Annotated in this window: 15 protein-coding genes; 13 read left to right on the forward strand and 2 right to left on the reverse strand. The window is 65.2% G+C overall.

Annotated elements, in window-relative coordinates:
• Positions 1–5: 5 nt before the first annotated feature.
• Positions 6–1,523 (forward strand): aldehyde dehydrogenase family protein, encoded by a 1,518-nt coding sequence (locus AC5Y2S_RS18130; RefSeq protein WP_499957378.1) that lies wholly within the window; start codon positions 6–8, stop codon positions 1,521–1,523.
• Between the two features lie 3 nt (positions 1,524–1,526).
• Entirely contained in the window at positions 1,527–3,062 is a 1,536-nt protein-coding gene (locus AC5Y2S_RS18135) for an AMP-binding protein (RefSeq protein WP_499957379.1), read from the forward strand.
• Here the strand turns inward: AC5Y2S_RS18135 and AC5Y2S_RS18140 are convergent.
• Positions 3,046–3,870, reverse strand: coding sequence for an oxidoreductase (locus AC5Y2S_RS18140; protein ID WP_499957380.1), 825 nt, complete (start codon positions 3,868–3,870; stop codon positions 3,046–3,048). The genes AC5Y2S_RS18135 and AC5Y2S_RS18140 overlap by 17 nt on opposite strands.
• A 319-nt stretch (positions 3,871–4,189) precedes the next feature.
• Here AC5Y2S_RS18140 and AC5Y2S_RS18145 point away from each other — a divergent pair, with 319 nt between their 5' ends.
• On the forward strand, positions 4,190–4,654 hold the full coding sequence (locus tag AC5Y2S_RS18145; RefSeq protein WP_499901143.1) for a cyclic nucleotide-binding domain-containing protein: 465 nt from the start codon (positions 4,190–4,192) through the stop codon (positions 4,652–4,654).
• Here the strand turns inward: AC5Y2S_RS18145 and AC5Y2S_RS18150 are convergent, their stop codons facing one another.
• The gene (locus AC5Y2S_RS18150) at positions 4,655–6,184 is read right to left on the reverse strand and encodes an Hsp70 family protein (RefSeq protein ID WP_499957381.1); all 1,530 of its coding nucleotides are present in this window, start codon (positions 6,182–6,184) and stop codon (positions 4,655–4,657) included.
• A 670-nt stretch (positions 6,185–6,854) separates the two neighbouring features.
• Between AC5Y2S_RS18150 and AC5Y2S_RS18155 the strand changes: the two genes are divergently transcribed.
• From AC5Y2S_RS18155 to AC5Y2S_RS18200, 10 genes are all read left to right on the forward strand, one after another.
• Positions 6,855–7,241, forward strand: coding sequence for a SpoIIAA family protein (locus tag AC5Y2S_RS18155; RefSeq protein ID WP_499957439.1), 387 nt, complete (start codon positions 6,855–6,857; stop codon positions 7,239–7,241).
• A gap of 41 nt (positions 7,242–7,282) precedes the next feature.
• Positions 7,283–7,738, forward strand: coding sequence for a CAP domain-containing protein (locus tag AC5Y2S_RS18160; RefSeq protein WP_499957382.1), 456 nt, complete (start codon positions 7,283–7,285; stop codon positions 7,736–7,738).
• A 181-nt stretch (positions 7,739–7,919) separates the two neighbouring features.
• Positions 7,920–8,630, forward strand: coding sequence for an MlaE family ABC transporter permease (locus AC5Y2S_RS18165; RefSeq protein WP_499901140.1), 711 nt, complete (start codon positions 7,920–7,922; stop codon positions 8,628–8,630).
• Complete coding sequence (locus AC5Y2S_RS18170) at positions 8,627–9,478, forward strand: ABC transporter permease (RefSeq protein ID WP_499957383.1); 852 nt, start codon at positions 8,627–8,629, stop codon at positions 9,476–9,478. Before AC5Y2S_RS18165 ends, AC5Y2S_RS18170 begins: the two co-directional genes overlap by 4 nt.
• Positions 9,479–9,494: 16 nt before the next feature.
• Positions 9,495–10,946, forward strand: a complete 1,452-nt coding sequence (locus tag AC5Y2S_RS18175) for an MCE family protein (RefSeq protein WP_499957384.1) — start codon at positions 9,495–9,497, stop codon at positions 10,944–10,946.
• 29 nt (positions 10,947–10,975) lie between these two features.
• Positions 10,976–12,004, forward strand: a complete 1,029-nt coding sequence (locus AC5Y2S_RS18180) for an MCE family protein (protein WP_499957385.1) — start codon at positions 10,976–10,978, stop codon at positions 12,002–12,004.
• Positions 12,001–13,254: an MCE family protein gene (locus tag AC5Y2S_RS18185; protein ID WP_499957386.1), complete on the forward strand. Its 1,254-nt coding sequence runs from the start codon at positions 12,001–12,003 to the stop codon at positions 13,252–13,254. The genes AC5Y2S_RS18180 and AC5Y2S_RS18185 overlap by 4 nt, the downstream gene beginning before the upstream one ends.
• A complete protein-coding gene (locus tag AC5Y2S_RS18190; RefSeq protein ID WP_499957440.1) occupies positions 13,254–14,507 on the forward strand; it encodes a virulence factor Mce family protein in 1,254 nt (417 codons plus the stop codon). The genes AC5Y2S_RS18185 and AC5Y2S_RS18190 overlap by 1 nt, the downstream gene beginning before the upstream one ends.
• Positions 14,507–15,649: a virulence factor Mce family protein gene (locus AC5Y2S_RS18195; protein WP_499957387.1), complete on the forward strand. Its 1,143-nt coding sequence runs from the start codon at positions 14,507–14,509 to the stop codon at positions 15,647–15,649. The genes AC5Y2S_RS18190 and AC5Y2S_RS18195 overlap by 1 nt, the downstream gene beginning before the upstream one ends.
• Before the next feature lies 1 nt (position 15,650).
• Positions 15,651–17,099 carry an MCE family protein gene (locus tag AC5Y2S_RS18200; RefSeq protein WP_499957388.1) on the forward strand — a complete coding sequence of 483 codons (1,449 nt, stop codon included), beginning with the start codon at positions 15,651–15,653 and terminating at the stop codon, positions 17,097–17,099.
• Positions 17,100–17,156: the final 57 nt, after the last annotated feature.

A 17,156-nucleotide genomic window follows, 5' to 3' on the forward strand; every position in this document is an offset into this window, starting at 1 on the left:
GCGAGATGACCGAAATTCCGCACTATCCGATGTACATTGACGGCCGTTGGCGGGACACCTTACGCAAGTTGGAGGTGCGTGATCCCGCGACCGATAAGTTGGTCGCGACCGTCGCGCACGGCGATGTCACCGTGGCCGACGAGGCGGTCACAGCGGCCAAGGCGGCACATGCTTCCGGTACCTGGCGCCTGACACCCGCGGCGGAGCGCGCTCGAATCCTGGACGCGATCGCTGACAACCTCGCCGCACGGTTCGACGAGTTGACCGCCCTGCAGGTGCGTGAAAACGGTGCAACGGTGCGGTCCGCGGGTGCCTTTCTTCTGGGCTACTCGATCGCCCACCTGAAATACTTCGCCTCGTTGGCGCGGTCGTATGCGTTCGAGGAGACCGGGCCCTTGATGGAAGCGCCCACGCTGGCGGCCGGCGTGCTTCGCCGGGAGCCGGTGGGGGTGTGCGCCGGAATAGTGCCGTGGAACTTTCCCTTGCTGCTGGCGGTGTGGAAGCTGGGCCCCGCTTTGGCCGCCGGCAACACGATCGTGCTGAAACCCGACGATCAGACCCCGCTAACGCTGCTCGAATTGGCCAGGGCGGCAGACGAAGTCGGGCTGCCGGCGGGTGTGCTGAACGTTGTCACGGGACCCGGCCCGGTCGTCGGCGCCCGGCTCGCCGAACACCCCGATGTTCGCAAGGTGGCCTTCACAGGCTCAACCGAGGTCGGTAAGACGGTGATGCGCGCCGCCGCCGGCAACGTGAAGAAGGTCACCCTCGAGTTAGGCGGCAAGGGCGCCAACATCGTCTGCGACGACGCCGATCTGGACCTCGCGGTCGACGGCACGTTGTTCGGATTCCTGCTGATGGGTGGCCAGGCCTGCGAGTCTGGAACGCGGCTGTTGCTACATGAATCAATTCACGACGAGTTCGTGCGACGGCTGGTCACGCGCGCGTCCACGCTTGTCGTGGGTAATCCGATGGACCCGACCACGGACATTGGCCCGCTGATATCCGCCGAACAGAAGGCGCGAGTGGAAAAGTACATCGCGCTCGGCCAAGAGGCCGGATGCAAGGTCGCGTTCCAGGGCGCGGTGCCTGCCGAAGCCGAACTCGCGGATGGCCATTGGGTCGCGCCGACCATTCTGAGCGACGCGACAAACGACATGCGGGTGGCGCGCGAGGAGATCTTCGGGCCGGTGCTGGTGGTGATCAAGTACGCCGACGACGCGGAGGCGGTCGCCATCGCCAACGACAGCGAGTACGGATTGTCCGCGGGCGTGTGGAGCACGGACAATGAACGCGCGCTGGGTATCGCCCGCCAGTTGGAATCGGGCACGGTGTGGATCAACGACTGGCACATGGTCAATGCGATGTTCCCCTTCGGCGGTATGAAGCAAAGCGGTTTGGGGCGCGAGCTCGGGCCCCACGCGCTCGACGAGTACACCGAACAGAAGTTCGTGCATATGGATTTGACGAACGACCGTGCCAAGCGGGTCTATGCCGTTGTGGTGGCGGCCGCGGAAACGGCCTGATCGGTGTATCCGGGCACCCATGCGGAGAAAGGGCCTGATCGCCCAGCCGTCGTCCTCGCCGAGACCGGGAATGTGTTGACCTACCGGCAACTCGACGACAACTCCGCAGCGCTGGCGCGGGTGCTGCACGACGCCGGGCTCCGCCGTGGCGATGTCGTCGCCCTGCTGTCCGACAACGCCGCCCAGGTCTTCGAGGTGTATTGGGCGACGCAACGATCGGGCCTCTACATCACGGCCGTCAATCACCATCTGACAGCACAGGAGGCCGCGTACATCGTGCGCGACTCTGGGGCGCGCGCCCTGATTGCCTCGGCTGCGCTGGCCGACCTGGCGGCCCAAGTCGCCGCGCAGGCCGACAACCCCGGACTGCGGTTGGCTTTCGCCGGCGATGTGCCCGGTTACGCCTCTTACGAAACCGCCCTCGCCGAGGCCGGTCCCCGCTTGGACGGCGAACCATCCGGCGCCGTCATGCTGTACTCCTCTGGCACAACGGGATTCCCCAAGGGCGTCAAGCCCCCGCTACCGGACCGGCGAGTCGACGAACCGGGGGATCCGATCGTGGCGATGGCCAGCCATTTTTACGGTATCCAAGCCACCGACGTATACCTCTCTCCGGCGCCCGTCTACCACGCCGCGCCCCTGCGCTGGTGCGGCATGGTGCAGGCACTCGGTGGGACGGTGGTACTGGCGAAGAAGTTCGACGCCGAGGCCACCCTGCGCTACATCGAGCGGTACGGGGTCACCGTCGCGCAGCTGGTTCCCACCATGTTCGTGCGCCTGCTCACACTCGGCGAGACCACCCGCCGCCGCTATGACCTGTCGAGTCTGCGGATGCTCATGCATTCGGCCGCGCCCTGCCCCATCGACGTCAAACGGGCGATGATCGAGTGGCTCGGCCCAGTCCTTTACGAGTTCTACGGCTCCACCGAGGCGCACGGCCTTACGTTCATCGATTCTCGGCAATGGCTCACCCACCCCGGGTCGGTCGGCCGAAGCGTGCTCGGCGTGTTGCACATCTGCGACGACAACGGTGGCGAGCTGCCCGCGGGTGCGGTCGGCACGGTGTACTTCGAACGCGATCATTTGCCCTTCGAATACCACAACGACGCCGAAAAGACGGCCGCAGCCTGCCACCCGAAACATCCGTTCTGGACGACCGTCGGCGACCTCGGCTATGTCGACGATGAGGGCTTCCTGTACCTGACCGACCGAAAGTCCTTCATGATCATCTCCGGCGGGGTCAACATCTACCCACAGGAGGTAGAGAATGCCCTCGCCTTGCACCCCGCGGTGTTCGATGTCGCCGTCATCGGCGTACCGCATCCCGAGATGGGCGAGGAAGTGAAAGCGCTCGTCCAGCTCGCGCCCGGTGTGCGCGGATCGGATTCCCTCGCAAAAGGACTCATCGACTACGTCCGCGATCGGATCGCGCACTACAAGGCGCCCCGGACGGTCGACTTCGTCGACGACCTACCCCGAACCCCGACCGGCAAGCTCGTCAAAAGCAAGCTGCGGCAAAAGGTTACGGTCCCAGGTTAGTTCCCGTAGTCAGCGGTTCCCATTTCGCGATCTCGGCCGCACGGGCATCGGCGACGTAGCGGTAGAGGCCCAGGGCGTCCGGCCCGAGGAGCAGGAATCCGGGCGGCTCGCTCGACTCGACCGCCGCGATGATCGCGGTGGCCGCCTTGCCGGGGTCGCCGGCCTGGTTGCCGTGCATCGTGTCGTTCTCCTTGCGGCGCTGCCCCGCGGTGCCCGCGTAGTCGTCGATGACGGTGGCCGTCTGCGCGAGCGAGCGGCCGGCGAAGTCGGTGCGGAACGCGCCGGGCTCCACGACCGTCACCGAGATGCCCAGCGGCGCCAGCTCACCGCGCAGGGCCCCGCTCATCCCCTCGATGGCGGCCTTGGCGGCCGCGTAGTACCCGGATCCCACCGGGGTGACGGTTGCGCCGATCGAGGAGATGTTCACGATCGCGCCGCTGCGGCGTGCGCGCATCCCCGGCAGGACGGCCTTGATCATCGCGACGCTGCCGAAGAAGTGCGTCTCGAACAACTCGCGCACCTCCGCGTCGTCGCCTTCCTCCACCGCGGCGCGATAGCCGTAGCCGGCGTTGTTGACCAGAACGTCCACACCGCCGAACCGCTCGTCGGCCTGCCGCACCGCGGCGGCGACCTGCGCGGGGTCGGTGACGTCGAGCGCGACGGCGAGCACCCGCTCCGTCGGGCCCAGGTCGGATACCTTCGCGATGTCACGCGCGGTGACGACGGCGTTGTGCCCGGCCGCGATGACGGCCTCGGCGAGGGCGCGGCCGAGCCCGGTCGAGCAGCCGGTGATGAGCCAGGTGGACATGGCGTGTCTCCTTCCGGTCGGGCGCGGCTCAGTCCATCAAAGCGCGTCCCAAGATCTGCGGGTCCGGCTCGCCCACGACCTGATGGTCCTTGTCGTCGTAGTCGAAGGGCGTCCAGATCTATCTTTGCCATAGTGCGGGTATTCCCGGCGCGGCATCGACCCATGAAGAAACAAGCGCGCGATTTGGAGTTGCTTGGGCGGCGGGCTCTACGCCGCCGCCATCAGGGTCGCAGGCCTTGTGGCCGGACCCCGACGGTGCCCTAATAGTCATCAAGGGTCAGTGTTCAGCGCTGACTGCCACCAGCGAAGGGACGAAGTGATGAGGACGCTGGAAGGCGTTCTGGCCGGGCACCCGTTCTTCGGCGGGATCGAACCGCGCTATTTGGAATTGGCGGTCGGGTGCGCGGCCAACGTGCGCTTCGCCGCAGGTGAGTTGATCTTCCGGCAGGGCAGCCCGGCTGATCATTTCTATCTCATTCGCAGCGGCAGGATCGCGCTCGAAACCCATCTTCCGGGTCGCGGCCCTGTGACGGTGCAGACTCTCGGAGACGGGGAGATCCTCGGCTGGTCATGGCTGGTGCCGCCGTACAATTCGCGGTTCGATGCGCGCGCGGCGGAGCCGACGCGAGCGATCGTCTTCGACGGCAAGTGCCTGCGGCGGAAGTGCGAGGAGGATCACGAACTCGGTTACGAGTTGCAGAAGCGGGTTATCGCGATTCTCGGCGAGCATCTCGACGCGACCCGGTTCCGGCTCTTGGACATTTACGCCGACGCCATCGAATGATCACGCGCCCGGAGCGGCGCAGCGCTCCAGCCGGAAGGTGCGCTCGAAGCCGGCCGGCCGCGTCGTCAGCGTCACCTCCACCGCGCCGCTGGGGGCGACGACGTAGCGCTCCTCGACATCCGGGCCCTCGCTCCACCGCCCGACCGGCTGGCGCCCGAGGTCGTCGCGGTCGCGCAGGGCCGGGTCGAACGGGAAGAGCACCGGGTCATACGGCGTGACGTCGCCGTCGGGCCGCCCGTTGACCAGGCGGCTGCACTCCACGAACCGGAAGTGGCCGATGTTGTGCGCCGCCCGGTAGGTCCGCCGGATCACCAGCGGGGTGCGCCCGTCGGCCGGAAGCGACGCGTCCTTGGGCACGATCGGATCGAAGACCACGTCGGTTCCGGCCTGCGCCTCCCGGAAGACCCCGAAGTGCCGCGAAAAGCGTTCGGACAGCGCGAAACCCGCTTCCTTGTCCAGGAAGACCGCCAGGCCGATGGCCGTCGCCGCGAAGGGGTGCGGGGAGCGTTTCACCCGCTTCTCGCCGAAGGCCGTGCGCAGCATCCGGGCGACCAGCGGGAAGCCCCCGGCCCCGCCCACCACGTAGATGCCCGCCACCTCCGACCAGGCCACGTCCTTGCCGCCCCGCGCGGGATCGTGGAGGACCCGGTGCAGCAGTTCGGTCGTCTGGTCGACGAGCGGCGCACACACCGAGTAGACGTCGTCGATGCCGCAGGAGAACGGGGGCCGGTCGACCGGGTCGATTCCGGTGAGGTCCACCAGGAAGCGGCGCGTCTGCGGCCCGACCGCTTCCTTGCGGGCGGCGCACTCGTCCTTGAGCAGCTCGCGCGTGGCGGGATCCACCCCGCGCAGGTTCAGCCGGTCGAGGACCAGGTCGACGATCGCCTCGTCGAAGTCGTCACCGCCGAGGCGCTGGATGCCCTCGCTGACCACGACCTCGTTCTCGTGCCCGGTCATCCGCAGCAGCGACGCGTCGAAGGTGCCGCCGCCGAGGTCGTAGATGAGGACATGCTCGCGCTTGGCGGTGATGGTGGAGCGGTACCGGTGCGCGTACTCGAGGCTGGCGGCCGACGGCTCGTTCAGCAGCGCGACGACGTGGAAACCCGCCGCGACGAAGGCGTCCAGGGTCAGCAGGCGCTGGGCGCTGGAGGCGTTGGCGGGCACACTGATCGCGGCCTCGACGGTCTCGCCGGGTGCGAGGGTGGCGTTCGAACGGGTTTGCAGGTCGGTCTTCAGCTGCGCCAGAAAACCGGTGAGCAGGTCGGCCAGCCGGTGGTCACGGCCGGCCAGGGTCACCTCGGTCTGCGGGCCGGCGTCGTTGAGGAGGCGTTTGAACGATCGCAGCACCGACCAGCCAGGCTCGTGGCGCGCGGCGGCGGCGTCGACCCCGAACCGCAACCGCCCGTCGGTGTTGGCGGCGATGAGCGAAGGCCACGCGTCCAGGCCGTCGAACGAGATGACCGGATAGTTTCCCCGGTCGACGGCCGCAACGACGGTGTGAGTGGTGCCGAAGTCGATGCCGACTCTCATCGCGCAATTTTAGGACTGCGCCACGCTTTCCGGCACCATCCTTTCCCGGCGTGGGCGGTCAATCCTCGAAATGGCGGTTGTAGTCGGCGCGCTCGAGCCGCCATTGCAGGCTGTAGGTGCCCTTCGCGATCATCACCATCACGACCGCGGACGCGAGAGTGACGACGACGTTCATAGTCTTTCCATTTCGCGAGACATCAGGGCGCTCTCGAGGAACCCGTAATGCTTCGGGTAGTGCCTTCGCGGCGGGCCGGCGCTGTCGCGGCGTGCGCCCAGAGCTGCCGCGGTGCTGAAAACCACCTGCTGGGTGCTGATCAGAACCTCGGTGGATGTCACCTCCACGGGCGGAGCAGCCGAGGGCTGTTGACTGATGGGCTCGTCGAGTCCCGTTGGTGATACCAACATCGTCCACCTTCTTTCCGATGCGGCGCCTTGACCGGGCGGGTCTTTGGCGTTACCACCGTAAGGTCGGCGATCGCTCCGTGGCATGCGTAGTCGACTACCTCAACCGCGCGCGGCGCGCGCGGGCCGCCGATGTCCAAATGCGGGCTTCGAAATAGCTGCCACCGGTCGCATCTTCCGATGACTTTGGCCCCTAGGCGGCCACGTCCGTCGCAGAGACGATGTCTCCACCTGCGATTTTGTTCGGTGAGGAGGCGGCGTGATCGAGATGCTCGAGGGTTTCCCCGACGACGTCGCCGCGTTTGCTTTCCACGGGCACGTGACCAAGGCGGATTACGACGGTGTTCTCATACCCGGCTTCGAAGACAAGCTGACTCGGCACGACAGGGTGGGGATCTATCTCGAGATCGCGCCCGACTTTGCCAGTTTCGGTCCGGGAGCCGTCTGGGCGGATTCCAAGTTCGGTATCGGCCACTACTTCGACTGGGATCGCTGCGCGATCGTCAGCGATGTGGAATGGGTCAAGCAGATGGCCAAATTCAGTGAGCTTTTCGGATTTCTTTGGCCCGGGAGGTACCGCACGTTTGACGAGGCGAAAGCCGATGATGCGCGCCAATGGATCGTGCAACCCCACGGCAAGCGCGTTGGCGAATGAAACCTCACGACGCGTGGCTGCCGATACTGACCGTCGTTGTCATGGGTCAATCCCTCGGCGGCACACCAATTGCGAAGGCGGACAACAAGCGACTCAACGACGGCGTTGTCGCCAACGTCTACACCGTCCAACACAATGCCGGTTGCACCAATGATGTGAAAATCAACCCACAGCTGCAACTGGCGGCGCAATGGCACACCGATGACGTACTCGGCGACCGCTCTCTGGACGGCGACATCGGCTCCGATGGTTCGACTCCACAGCAGCGGGCAAACGCGGCCGGCTATGAAGGCGGTGTCGCCGAGACCGTCGCGATCAACCCTGCGATGGCCATCAACAACGTCGAGGTCATCAATCAGTGGTACTACAACCCCGCCTACTTGGCGATCATGCGGAACTGCGCCTACACGCAGATGGGCGTGTGGTCGCAGAACAGCCTTGACCGCAGCGTGGTCGTTGCCATGTACGGGGCGCCAGCCGGTCGGGCGTCGAGATGAACGGTTGGATTCTGATTACACTCTTCGAAAGCCCGGACGTGTTATCAGGTGATGAATGCCGTTCTGAAAAAACGAATTTCGTATTTGCTCGCCGATCACATTATGAGCGCGGGAGGTCAAGGCCCTGATGTCTTATGACGCGGCCGTCAAGCCCCTCCGCTCCATAGGTGAATTCTTCGCCATGTCATTGGACACCTTCGTGGCGATGTTCAAGCTGCCCTTCCCGTGGCGTGAGTTTCTGTTGCAGACCTGGTTTGTGGCGCGAGTATCCGTGATTCCGACGTTGTTGCTCGCGATTCCTTTCACCGTGCTCGTCGTGTTCACCATGAATATTCTCCTGGTCGAGTTCGGCGCCGCGGACTTCTCCGGCACTGGGGCGGCGACGGCCTCGGTCACCCAGATCGGGCCGGTGGTCACGGTCCTCGTCGTCGCCGGCACGGGAGCGACAGCGATGTGTGCCGACCTCGGCTCCCGCGCCATCCACGACGAACTCGATGCGTTGCGGGTTCTCGGTGTCGACCCCGTTCGTCGGCTTGCTGCGCCAAGGGTGCTGGCGGCCACCGTCGTTGCGGTGTCATTGGTGTCGCTGGTGACGCTGGTCGGTCTGGCCGGCTCATTCGTCTTTTCGGTGTTCGTCCAGCACGTGACGCCCGGCGCTTTTGCGGCCAGCCTGACGCTGCTGACCCGCCTGCCCGATCTGATGCTGGGTCTGGTCAAGGGCGCACTGTTCGGTATGGCGGCCGCCCTTATCGCCTGCTACAAAGGCATCTCGGTCCGCCGGGGCCCGCAAGGTGTCGGCAATGCCGTCAACGAAACCGTCGTCTACTCGTTCATCGCCCTGTTCGTGATCAACATCATCGCGACGGCCGTCTTCTATACCGGGCCCCAATGACTAGCGCGGTGGATCGGCGATTCGCGTGGTTGGCGCGCGCGGCGAGCGGCGTTGCCGGCAGCTGGAATCACGTTGGCACGCAAGTGGCCTTCTACGCGAAGACCTTGTCCGAGATGCGGACCGCATTCGGTCGCTACGGCAAGGAAATCCTCCGGCTGATCGCCCAAATGAGCCTGGGTACCGGCGCGCTGGCGGTGATCGGGGGCACGGTGGTGATCGTCGGCTTTCTCACCTTGTCGACCGGCGCGGTCATCGCTGTGCAGGGCTATAACCAGCTGTCCGGCATCGGCGTTGAGGCGATGACCGGCTTTATCTCCGCCTACGTCAACGTGCGCATCATCTCACCGGCGGTGGCCGGCGTCGGCCTGGCCGCCACCATCGGCGCGGGAGCAACCGCGCAACTGGGTGCGATGCGGATCGCCGACGAGATCGACGCGCTCGAAGTGATGGCCGTGCGGTCTGTCGCCTACCTGGTCTCCACCCGCGTCGTGGCGGGCGTGGTGGTGGTAATTCCGCTCTACTGCGTGGCCGTGGTATGCGCTTTTCAGGCCGCCCGATTCGGCACGACGGGGATTTACGGCCAGTCCACCGGCGTCTACGACCACTACTTCCACACCTTCCTCAACTCGACGGATTTGCTGTGGTCGTTTGTCACCGTGATTACCGCAGCGGTCGCCATCATGCTGGTGCACACCTACTACGGCTACCACGCCAGGGGAGGGCCCGCCGGGGTGGGCGAGGCGGTCGGCCACTCGGTGCGGACCTCCCTCATCGTGTTGACGCTCATAGTGCTGGCGATCTCGCTTTCCGTGCACGGCCAGTCCGGACACTTCAACCTCTCGGGATAGCCCGGTAGGGATAACGATGTCGGAATCACGCTCGCAGGGAATGCATCCCGCATGGTGGACGCTCATTTTGGTGGTCGCGATCGGTGGAATCGTCGCCCTGACAGCCGGGTTGTTCAGCGGCTCGTTCAAGTCGTATGTCTCGGTGACGCTGATCTCTGACCGGGCGGGCCTGGTGATGGACCACGGCAGCAAGGTCAAGATGCGCGGCGTGCAGGTGGGCCGCGTCAGCGAGATCAGCTCCACGAAAGATCAGGTGCGCCTCGAGCTGGAGATTTTCCCGGATGAAGTCAGATACATCCCGGCAAACGTGCGGGCCCGCATCCGCGCCACGACGTTGTTCAGCGCCAAATATGTCGACCTGGTCTATCCGAGCGATCCCAGCCGCAAGCCCCTGGCCGCCGGGAGTGTGATCAAGGCCGAGAGTGTCGGCACCGAGGTCAACAACATGTTCGCCAACCTGGTCAAGATCTTGGATCAGATTGACCCGGCGAAGCTTAACGGTGTGCTGTCCGCTCTCGCCGAAGGCCTGCGCGGCCGGGGCGCCATCATCGGGCAGAGCATCACCGACGCCGACCAGGTGCTGCGCGAGGTCAATCCGCGCACCGAGACCATCCGGGCGGACGCGCGGGCCGCCAAGGGGTTCACCGATACTTACGGCGCTGCCGCGCAAGACATCCTGAAGGTACTCGACTCCTCGGCCGTCACCAGTGCGACCATCACCGACGATTCACAGGCGTTGGACGCGTTGCTCGCCGAGATCATCGGCCTCTCCCGCAGCGGTATCCGGCTCATCGGCCCGAACAAGGACAACCTCATCAAGGCCGCCAGCCTGCTCGACCCGACGACCAGTCTGCTGATGAAGTACAACCCCGGGCTGACCTGCATGCTGGTCGGCGCCAAGACCGCGCTCGATACCGGCTATCTCGACGCAACCGGCGGCGCCAACGGGTACTCGCTGATCATCGACAGCACCCCGCTGTTCGGCGCCGACCAGTACCGCTACCCGCAGAACCTGCCCGTCGTCGGGGCCAAGGGCGGACCCGGCGGCAAACCGGGCTGCGGATCGCTGCCCGACGTCGCAGCGAACTGGCCACTGCGCCAACTGATTACGAACACCGGCTGGGGAACCGGGCTGGATCTGCGGCCCAACCCAGGGATCGCCTTCCCGGGCTACGCGAACTACCTTCCGGTCACCCGGGGGATACCCGAACCGCCCAGCATCAGGTATCCAGGCGGCCCGGCGCCGGGACCCATCCCGTACCCCGGCGCACCGCCCTACGGTGCCCCGCAGTACGCACCGGACGGAAGCCCGCTCTACCCGGGGCTGCCGCCTGCCCCGCCGCCGGGCGCGCCACGCGAATCAGGCCCTCCGCCACCGGGGTCCGAGCCGTTCGTCGTCCCCGCACCCGCACAACTGCAACCAACGCCGACCCCACCGCTCCCCAACCAGGCGACACCGTCGCCCTGATTTCAACCGCCGACACAGGAGAAACCAGGATGAGAGAAAACCTGCGGGGCGCCATCTGGCGCCTGGCCACCTTCATGGTGGTGTGCGGGCTGGGTCTCTTTGCGATGTTGGCGATATTCGCGCAGCTGCGGTTCGGGGAGGAAACGGGGTACGCGGCGCTGTTTCGCAACGTGTCGGGGCTAGAGAACGGCAACTTCGTTCGCATAGCGGGGGTCGAAGTCGGCCGCGTCCGGAAGATCTCAATTCAGGACGACGGCACCGCACTCGTCGAATTCAGCGTGGACACCTCGGTGGTCTTGACAGAGGGCAGCAAGGCGGTGATCCGCTACCAAAACCTGATCGGCGGACGCTATCTGGCGCTCGAGGAAGGCGCCGGTAGCACCAGACAACTGCGAGCCGGTGGCACCATTCCGCTGGGCCGAACGGCGCCGGCATTGGATTTGGACGCGCTCATCGGCGGCTTCCGTCCGTTGTTCCACGCGCTGAATCCCGACCAGATCAATTCGTTGTCGAGTGAGCTGCTCAAGGCGTTCCAGGGCGAGGGCGCAACGATCAGCTCGTTGCTGGTGAAGACCGCCGCCCTGACCAACACGCTCGCGGATCGGGACCGGCTGATCGGACAGGTCGTGGTCAATCTGAATACAGTTCTCGGCTCACTCGGTGACCAAAGCACGCAGTTCGCAAAGACCGTCGATTCATTGTCCCGATTGCTGGCGACCCTGGGTGAGCGCAGGCAGGATATCAGCACCGGGATCGCCTACGCCAACGCTGCAGCCGGTTCGGTCGCAGACCTTCTCGCGCAGGGGCGCGCCCCGCTGGCAAAGATCGTTAAAGAATCGGACCGGATAGCGGGTCTGATATTGGCCGATCACGACTACTTCGACAACCTGCTCAATACCCTGCCCGACGCCTATCAGATGCTCAACCGGCAGGGCCTCTACGGCGACTTCTTCAGCTTCTATTTGTGCGAGCTGCTCTTCAAGGTGAACGGCAAAGGCGGCCAACCGGTTTACGTCAAGGTGATTGGCCAGCCCTCGGGGAGGTGCACGCCGCGATGAAGTACTTTTCGGAACGCAACCCGGTCACCGTCGGCGCGGTCGGCGTTGTGGTGGTCGCCGGACTGGTGGCGGCCTCGCTCACGTACACCAAGCTGCCGTTCTTCGACAACGGCCGGGACTATTCGGCATATTTCGCCGAGGCCGGCGGGCTGTTAACCGGTACCGCGGTGCAAGTTTCGGGCTTCAAAGCCGGCAAGGTCAATAGCATCTCGTTGGACGGACCCCGGGTGCTGGTCGAATTCGAGGTCGATAAACACATCCGGCTCGGCGACCGCACCGAGGCGGCGATCAAGACCAAGAGCCTGCTGGGCGCCAAGATCCTCGAGGTCACACCGCGCGGCGACGGCAGGTTGTCCCGGCCGATCCCGCTCGAACGCACGACCGCGCCCTACCAATTGCCCGATGCGCTCGGCGATCTCGCCACCACCATCAGCGGGCTGGACACCAACAGGCTGTCCGAATCGCTCAACGTGTTAGCCGGCACCTTTTCCGATACCCCGGACGACCTGAGAATCGCGATGGCCGGGGTGGCACGATTCGCGAAAACGCTGAACGACCGCGATGCGCAACTGCGAAATCTTCTGGCTAACGCCAACAAAGCAACCACCGTGCTGTCGGAGCGCACCGACCAAATAGTCCGCCTGCTCGCCGACAGCAACACGCTGCTCGCCCAGCTGGAAAGCCAAAGCCGTGCCCTGGACCAGATTTCGGGCAACATCTCCGCGATGAGCCGGCAGCTCAAAGGATTCATCGCCGACAATCGGCAGACTCTTAAGCCGGCACTGGACAAACTCAACGAGGTCATGGCGATCGTCGACAACCGCAAAGAGCGGGTGCAGTTGGCGATCAAGAAGTTCAAGACCTATGCGCTGTCTCTGGGCGAGTCGATGTCCTCGGGTCCATGGTTCAACTTCTACATCGCTAACCTGATCCCCGGGCAGTTCATTCAGCCGTTCGTCGATGCCGCATTCAAGGATCTGGGGCTGGACCCCAACGTGCTGCTGCCGTCGCAGCTCACCGATCCGCAGGTAGGCCAGCCGGGCACACCCGCCCTGCCCGTGCCCTTCCCACGCACCGGTCAGGGCGGCGAGCCGAGGCTGAACCTTCCCGACGCTATCACCGGAAACCCGGGTGATCCCCGTTATCCATACCGCGAGCCGCCGCCTGCGCCGCCCCCCGGCGGACCGCCGCCCGGACCGCCGCCGCTGCCCCCCGGCGAACCGACGCCACCGCCCAAGGCAGGCCAATGATGAACCGCGCCAACGCTCGTATCGGTGTAGCCGCCCTCCTGGTGCTCACCTTCATCTCGGGCCTCGCGGTCGCGTGGCACTCGTCCGCGACGGCACGCAGAACGACGATCGTCGGCTACTTCACGAACAGCAACGGCATCTTCGTCGGCGACGAAGTGCGCATCCTCGGAGTAGCTGTCGGGAAGATCGACAGGATCGAGCCGCAACCCCAGCGGGTGAAGATCACCTTCTGGTACGACAGCAAGTATCAAGTGCCCGCCGATGCCAAGGCCGTGATCCTGTCACCGTCCTTGGTGACCTCGCGGGCCATTCAGCTGACACCGGCCTACACCGGTGGACCGCAGATGCAAAACGACACCGTAATTCCGTTGCAGCGCACCGCCGTTCCGGTGGAATGGGATGACCTGCGCAAGGACCTCGAGAAACTCACCCAGATGCTGCAGCCAACCCAGCCCGGCGGTCTCAGTGCGCTGGGTTCGCTGGTGAACACCGCCGCGAACAACCTGCGCGGCCAGGGAGCGACCATCAGGGACACCCTGATCAAGCTCTCACAGGCGGTTTCGGCTCTCGGCGATCACAGCAACGACGCATTTAGCGCCGTGAAGAACCTGTCAGTCCTGGTTTCTGCACTGCAAAGCAGCTCCGACCTCATGCGGCAGCTCAACCAGAACCTGGCCTCGGTGACCGGGGTGCTCGCCAACGAGCCGGACGAGGTCGGCAGCGCCGTCGCGGCCCTCAACGAGGTGGTCGGCGACGTCGCGGCCTTCGTGGCCGACAACCGCGAAGCGTTGGGTACGACGTCGGACAAGCTGACGTCGTTATCCACGGCGCTGACAAACAGTCTCGACGACATCAAGCAGGCGCTGCACATCGCACCGACCGAGCTGCAGAACTTCATGAACATCTATCAGCCCGCCCAGGGCACATTGAGTGGTGCACCGGCGTTCAACAACTTCGCCAACCCGGTCTCGTTCCTCTGCGGGGCGATTCAGGCGGCGTCGCGCCTGGGCTGGGACCAATCGGCGAAGTTGTGCGTGCAGTATCTCGCGCCGATCATGAAGAACCGTCAGTACAACTTCCCGCCGCTGGGAGAGAACCTGATCGTTGGTGCCGCGGCACGGCCCAACGAGGTTACCTACAGCGAAGACTGGATGCGGCCCGATTACGTTCCACCGCAACCTAATGAGGTTCACGCGAGCGACCCCGCGGACGGCCTGCGCGGGTTGCTGCTGCCCGACGGGGGTGGCTCATGATGGCCAGATCGCGGCGGGTTTACCGCGGCACGGCTGGTGTGTTACTGGCGCTGGCCGTGGCCGGGCTGGCCGGCTGCGGCTGGCGGGGCCTCAACTCGGTCGCCCTGCCGGGCACCGCGGGCCGAGGCCCGGGCGCGTTCACGATCCAGGCCCAGATGCCCGACGTCGGCACCCTCGAGCAGAACTCCCGTGTACAAGTAGGGGACGTTACGGTCGGTAACGTCACCCGGATCGAGCGCCAGGGCTGGCATGCCCTGCTGACGATCAGGCTCAACGGCGACGTCGACCTGCCGGCCAATGCGGCGGCAACGATCGGCCAAACCAGCCTGCTTGGTTCGCTGCATATCGAGCTGGCCCCACCTACCGGCGTGCCACCGCGGGGGAAGCTGAGAGAGGGATCGCTGATCCCGCTGGCCTCGGCGGGCAGTTACCCGTCGACCGAGCAGACGCTCGCCGCGATCTCGTTGCTGCTCAATGGTGGTGGTATCGGCCAGATTCAGGACATCACTGAGTCGCTGAGCACGGCATTGGCCGGGCGTGCCGATGACCTGCGGAGCCTGATCGAGCAGCTGGACATCTTCACCGGCCGCGTCAGCGACCAGACCGGTGACATCATCGCTGCGACCGAGAGCCTGAACAATCTGGTCGGCCAGTTCGCCGACCAGACCCCCGTGGTGGACCGGGCGTTGCAGACCGTCCCCGATGCGCTTGCCACGCTCAAGGACGAGCGGCAGCAGCTGGTGGATGCGCTCGATCAGTTCGGCAAGTTCAGCGCGCTGGCGGCCGACTCCACGAATCAGACGAAGGAGGCCTTGGTCAAGGAACTGAAGGATCTGGCGCCGGTGCTGGAGTCGCTCGCCGATGCCGGTCCAGCCCTGACTCGCGCACTGGGCTTGCTTCCCACTTACCCGTTTCCCAAGGACACCATCAGCAAATGGGCACGCGGCGATTATGCCAATCTGACGGCCATAATCGATTTGACACTGAGCCGGCTCGATGCCTCCTTCTTCACCGGCACCCGCTGGGAAGGCAACCTGACCGAGCTGGAGCTGCAGTGGGGACGCACGATCGGACAAATGCCGAGCCCCTACACGTCCGGCAATCCGCTTGTTGCGCCTTATCATTGGGACCAGGGGCGTTGACATGCCACCCTTGACGCGACGAATCCTCATCCAACTGGCCATCTTTGGGATTGTCGCGCTGGTGGGTGGCTCGGTCATGGTGTTCGGCTACATTCAGCTGCCCGCCATGTTCGGGATCGGGCGCTACCGGGTCACCGTTGAGCTGCCGCAGGCCGCTGGTCTTTATGTCAGTGGGAACGTGACCTATCGCGGAACCGAGATCGGCCGGGTGGAGAGAGTGAGCCTCACCAAAGACGGTGTTGCGGCTGTCCTTTCGCTGAAGTCCGGTATCGACGTTCCATCGGATGTCGAGGCCCAGGTGCACAGCCAGTCGGCGGTGGGTGAGCAGTACGTCACGTTGCTTCCGCGCAGAGACTCGCCGCCGCTCAAAGATGGAGATGTGATTCCACTCGATCGAGTCTCGGTGCCTCCGGATCTCGATACGCTGTTGGATGCGGTGAACAGGGGAATGGAGTCGATCCCGCGCGAGAACCTCAAGACGGCGGTCGACGAGGCGTATACCGGTTTCGGTGGGCTGGGGCCGGAAATTTCGCGGCTCGTGGTGGGTAGCACCTCACTGTCCACCGACGCCCGCAAGAATCTGGGCGCACTGCTTACCTTGATAGACCAGTCCAAGCCGGTGCTGGACAGCCAGGCCGACTCGCGTGATGCGGTGCAGGCGTGGGCCGGTCACCTCGCCGACATCACCCAAGGTCTGAAGACGAACAACTCCGCCGTCGGCGGAGTGCTGCAGCGGGGAGGCGCCGCCGCTCGGGAAGTCCGTCAACTGTTCGATCGGGTGAACCCGGCGGTGCCGGTCTTGCTCGCCAACCTGATCAGCGTCGGGCAGGTCGCGGTGACCTATCACCCCGGCCTCGAGCAACTGTTGGTGTTGCTGCCCCAGGCGGTGGCCACCCTCCAGGCGATCGGTGTGCCGAACCGGAACACCAAGCAGGGATACAAGGGCGTCTTCTTGAGCTTCAACCTGCGCCTCAACCTACCGCCGCCGTGCGCTACCGGCTTCTTGCCGCCCCAACAGCGACGGGTGCCTTCCTGGGAGGACTACCCGGATCGACCCGAAGGCGACTTGTACTGCCGCGTGCCCCAGGATTCGCCACAAAACGTCCGCGGCGTCCGCAACATGCCGTGCGTCGGCCAGCCCGGCAAGCGCGCCCCGACGGTCCAGATGTGCGAGAGCGACGAAAATTACGTCCCTCTCAACGACGGCTACAACTGGAAAGGCGACCCGAACGCCACGCTGTCGGGTCAGCCCGTCCCGCAACTGCCGCCTGGCGCGCCGGCCCCGGCACCTCCACCCGCTGCCGCGCCGCTTCCGATACCGGGTGCGGAATATGACCCCGCGACCGGGACTTACCTCGGCCCCGACGGGCACCTCTACACACAATCCGACCTGGCCGCCAATGGCGGGAAGGAGCGCACATGGCGGTCGATGCTGTTGCCCCCGAATTGAGCGAGTCGACCGGCGAGGCTGACGACACCGCCAAGGACGACGCGCCCCCACCGGATG

The organism is Mycobacterium sp. NGS69 (assembly GCF_059812165.1).